The organism is Yoonia sp., assembly GCF_017854415.1.
Classification (GTDB): domain Bacteria; phylum Pseudomonadota; class Alphaproteobacteria; order Rhodobacterales; family Rhodobacteraceae; genus Yoonia.
In genome coordinates this window covers 1-3,595 of record NZ_JAFMHR010000244.1, presented here as the reverse complement: position 1 = coordinate 3,595, position 3,595 = coordinate 1, and the positions used below count along the sequence as shown (strand labels likewise).

The window sequence follows — 3,595 nt, the reverse complement described above, 5'->3', positions numbered from 1 at the left end:
TAATTTGGAAAGTTTGTATTTTGAATTTATCCAAAAATTCAAAATAAATATTAAAGAGTTGGAAATTGCTTATCAGGAGCTCATCGAAAGAAACGATGAATTTGAATTAGAGGAGAATAAGCCTAAATTGTATATTGATTTTGATGAGCAATATTTCGTGTCCTATTTTCAAGAGCAAGAGCTTGAACGGATTATGCCCGCTGGATGGAAAGGAGCGCATGGAGAAATTGACGCACTAATACCCCCGGCATATCAATACTGGAAGCAGCGCAGATTGGTTTAAACAGAGCGGACAAAAAAATGTCAGAGAAGGAGTATTTACAATGATAATTAAATTGACTTTAACAAAATCAGTGCAAGATGATAGGACAGTCGGATATGAATTTATTGAGCGATTTTGCATTAGGTAGCATTACCCTGCAGGAGTTTGAATCGACCTTCTCCTACGGGTTGTCACCAGAGTCGATGTTTAAGCTATTTCGCTGGGTTGTTTTGCATAAAGAGGAGCATTTACTTTTTTCAATCACCCAGTATTTTTTTAAGACCAAGTTTGTAGATGGAGTCTGCTGTATTTACAATGACTTATTATTGCAGGATTGGCATAAGTACCATGATACAATAGCTGGAATCTTGCAATTTGACCTAAGAGATTGCTGCTCAACGATGTATTTTAAAGAATCAATAGCGTTGAAATTCTCCTACTTGTTCGAATCTGACGATTATGAACCCTACGTGACTAAATGCATGTGGGGGATTGCGAAAACAGATAGCGACTACTCAAAGGAAGTGCTGGTGAATTTTACGCGTTCCGATGATGAGATTGTTAAAAATGCGGCAATATTCCAAGTGGAGCGGCTAGGACTCGCACGCTATTCGTAACGAATAGCGGAGCGGTTGATTTTACGGCAGCACATCCAAGGATCTGCTATAACTTATCCTTTTTAGAAATGAAGAACTTACACTTAGAGACGAATGATTTTGTCCGTAATATTTTTGTTCTTGTCAAGAGAAAGCAAGCATGGCAATACTTTTTCTCTGACAAATCCGATTGGCTTCTAGACAGCTGGCCTTATTGGGCTACAGGTGAAAATGAAGATTATGTTGAGCAAGGCCTACAGCGACTTTCTGAGGATAAAGTTGCGGTAGATAGCTTAAAAGCAGCGTTCAATAGATTGGAAAAAAAGGAACTGAGATTTGTTATGGAGGCCCATACACCGATGTTGTATGTGGATTTTGATAAAAAAATGCTGAAGTCTAGATTTTTCGAGCAATTACTTTACCAGAACGTACCTCCGGACTGGACAGGACAGCACAGCGATTTTTTGGATGAAATTCCAGCAGCGTATAGGTACTGGGAAGTAGAAACATCGTTTAAACAAAAACACCCCAGGTAAGAGAATTGAGCCTTGGGTTGGCAGCACAGCTGCCGCGGATATGGATTCGTAGACGCAGTCTGCGAATAGCGGAGAAAGTCAGCATTCACAAATCCTGCCTCGGAGGACTTAAATAGCTAAAAGATGAAATTAACAGGAGGTATTGTGGTTTATACCATCAGAGCTAACCAGGAGGCCTACTATTATGGGGAGAACTCGTGGTGGTTAATTGATGGTTGGAGCGAGCGGATAAGGCAAGGCGTTTATTTTGAGTACATAGAAAAGCTAAAGATAAATCCCTGGTCATTTTCCAGTGAGTGCAAGCAGCGTCATTTGCCACAATTGATCATTGATTTTGACAAACAACTGCTAATCAATAACTTTTATGACCAGGCGCTTGAAAGCCGGGTGCCCGCTGATTGGCAGGGTGTTTGGGTAGCAGATCAGCCTACTTTTTTAACACATATTCCCGTGTCTGCCAGATTTTGGGAAACGTTGACCTTGATCTGACCACTTTGTCTTGACTTTTTCCCGCTATTCGTGGATGCATTCTACGAATAGCGGGGGCTGCAATAGGGTGAAATGACGTTTATCAATAATTCGATCAATTTTAAATTACTCAATCAATGCTATGGAGATTACAAAAATGATACGGGCGGTAGCTGAAAAGCAGGCGCCATTGGCTGTTATTTCGGACTATTTTTCAAATAAAAATAAAGAAGACCATTTTTTTGAAATCAAAGACTTAATAGAAAAAGCGCTAAAACGTTCCCCGCTAGAACCTTTAGAGATAGAGGCTCTACTATACGCTTTGTCGTGTAACCGGTATTTAGATAACCGGTATACGCACCTGCTTTGTAAGCTACTGGAGAAGCCTGACATATTACCCTACAACCTTGAATTTGTAGTTGAATTGTTACAATATATCAAGGATGGTAAAAGCGCTAAATGCATTAGCAATGCGATAGCCCTTTATCCTCCCTCAGATACTCATAGTATACCTACAAAATGTATGTGGGCCTTAAGAGATATTGGAACGGCAGCAGCAGTACAGTATTTAAAAGAATTGGCATTAAGTGAAAATGAAAAAATTGCAATACTTGCGAATCAGCAATTGCAATATGTCAAATAGAACGTTTCTGTTGGTCTGAACTATTTTCAATAATAGTTTCATGGTGTTTTAAAAAATAGTGCAAAATTATTTCACCAAACAGACTTAATTGTTGAAATATTTTTCACTAAATTTACTGGATGTAGCTGAGCTAAGCGCTGCGTTTGAATTGAAATTAAAATAGTAAAAAAACACCTTCTCTGACATGCTTGTTTTTGCTTGGCTTTAATCACCAAAATGGCCAGAGAACCACAATTGATGAATGACTATTAAAAACTTCATAGAAAGCTTCAGGCCCAATTATGATTTGTTGTCATATGTTGTCGCAAGAGGAGTTGGTTCCTGGTATTGTATCCCAATCGATTATTGGCTGATGAACCAATGGAGTCAGATCGGGATATCAAATGATTTGAGCGATGAAGACAAGGCCGCGGTGTTCCTAACCAAGGTTGAGCCGTATAGATTGTCTAATTCTTTTGTGCGCAAAGCCTACGAAAGAATAAAGGAGCAATCAAATGATTATCAGAAGAGATTCTTTATTCCGATGGTGTATTGTGATTTTGACCATAAGCTATTGTATACCATTTATGGTGAGGTAGCGCTTGAGGATTCGTTGTTGCCAGGTTGGGAAGGAAAGCTTTTGGATTTCCGCCAACTAATCAGGGAAGCGGATAGCTATTGGTCGGATTAGCGGGGTGGAAGAGCAATGGATTTGAGCTTAGGTTGGCGGCAAGTTACGGCTAGCCCCGCAGTCGCAGACTGCTGTGGATATTTATTCGTAGACGCAGTCTACGAATAGCGGCGAGCAATGGATTTGAGCTTTTGGTTGGCGGCAGGTTACGGCTAGCCCCGCAGTCGCAGACTGCTGTAGATATTTATTCGTAGACGTAGTCTACGAATAGCGGCGAGCAATGGATTTGAGCTTAGGTTGGCGGCAAGTTACGGCTAGCCCCGCAGTCGCAGACTGCTGTGGATATTTATTCGTAGACGCAGTCTACGAATAGCGGCGAGCAATGGATTTGAGCTTAGGTTGGCGGCAGGTTGCGGCTAGCCCCGCAGTCGCAGACTGCTGTAGATATTTATTCGTAGACGCAGTCTACGAATAGCGGCG

The 3,595-nt window shown here is 40.9% G+C and carries 6 protein-coding genes; all 6 read left to right on the top strand.

From position 1 onward, the window contains the following. The coding region (locus tag QZ197_RS16095) for a hypothetical protein (RefSeq protein ID WP_296433282.1) at positions 1–283 on the top strand (283 nt) is incomplete at its 5' end. A 95-nt stretch (positions 284–378) separates the two neighbouring features. Continuing rightward, positions 379–879: a hypothetical protein gene (locus QZ197_RS16090; protein ID WP_296433280.1), complete on the top strand. Its 501-nt coding sequence runs from the start codon at positions 379–381 to the stop codon at positions 877–879. Between the two features lie 68 nt (positions 880–947). Beyond that, on the top strand, positions 948–1,394 hold the full coding sequence (locus QZ197_RS16085) for a hypothetical protein (RefSeq protein WP_296433279.1): 447 nt from the start codon (positions 948–950) through the stop codon (positions 1,392–1,394). A 123-nt stretch (positions 1,395–1,517) separates the two neighbouring features. Next, the gene (locus QZ197_RS16080) at positions 1,518–1,883 is read left to right on the top strand and encodes a hypothetical protein (RefSeq protein ID WP_296433277.1); all 366 of its coding nucleotides are present in this window, start codon (positions 1,518–1,520) and stop codon (positions 1,881–1,883) included. Between the two features lie 121 nt (positions 1,884–2,004). Then, the gene (locus tag QZ197_RS16075; RefSeq protein WP_296433274.1) at positions 2,005–2,505 is read left to right on the top strand and encodes a hypothetical protein; all 501 of its coding nucleotides are present in this window, start codon (positions 2,005–2,007) and stop codon (positions 2,503–2,505) included. Between the two features lie 241 nt (positions 2,506–2,746). Then, the gene (locus QZ197_RS16070) at positions 2,747–3,175 is read left to right on the top strand and encodes a hypothetical protein (RefSeq protein ID WP_296433273.1); all 429 of its coding nucleotides are present in this window, start codon (positions 2,747–2,749) and stop codon (positions 3,173–3,175) included. Positions 3,176–3,595 lie beyond the last annotated feature (420 nt).

Coding starts and splice junctions, on each gene's coding strand:
- QZ197_RS16090 (WP_296433280.1), top strand. CDS start 379: ATGAATTTATTGAGCGATTTTGCATTAGGTAGCATTACCCTGCAGGAG.
- QZ197_RS16085 (WP_296433279.1), top strand. CDS start 948: ATGAAGAACTTACACTTAGAGACGAATGATTTTGTCCGTAATATTTTT.
- QZ197_RS16080 (WP_296433277.1), top strand. CDS start 1,518: ATGAAATTAACAGGAGGTATTGTGGTTTATACCATCAGAGCTAACCAG.
- QZ197_RS16075 (WP_296433274.1), top strand. CDS start 2,005: ATGGAGATTACAAAAATGATACGGGCGGTAGCTGAAAAGCAGGCGCCA.
- QZ197_RS16070 (WP_296433273.1), top strand. CDS start 2,747: ATGACTATTAAAAACTTCATAGAAAGCTTCAGGCCCAATTATGATTTG.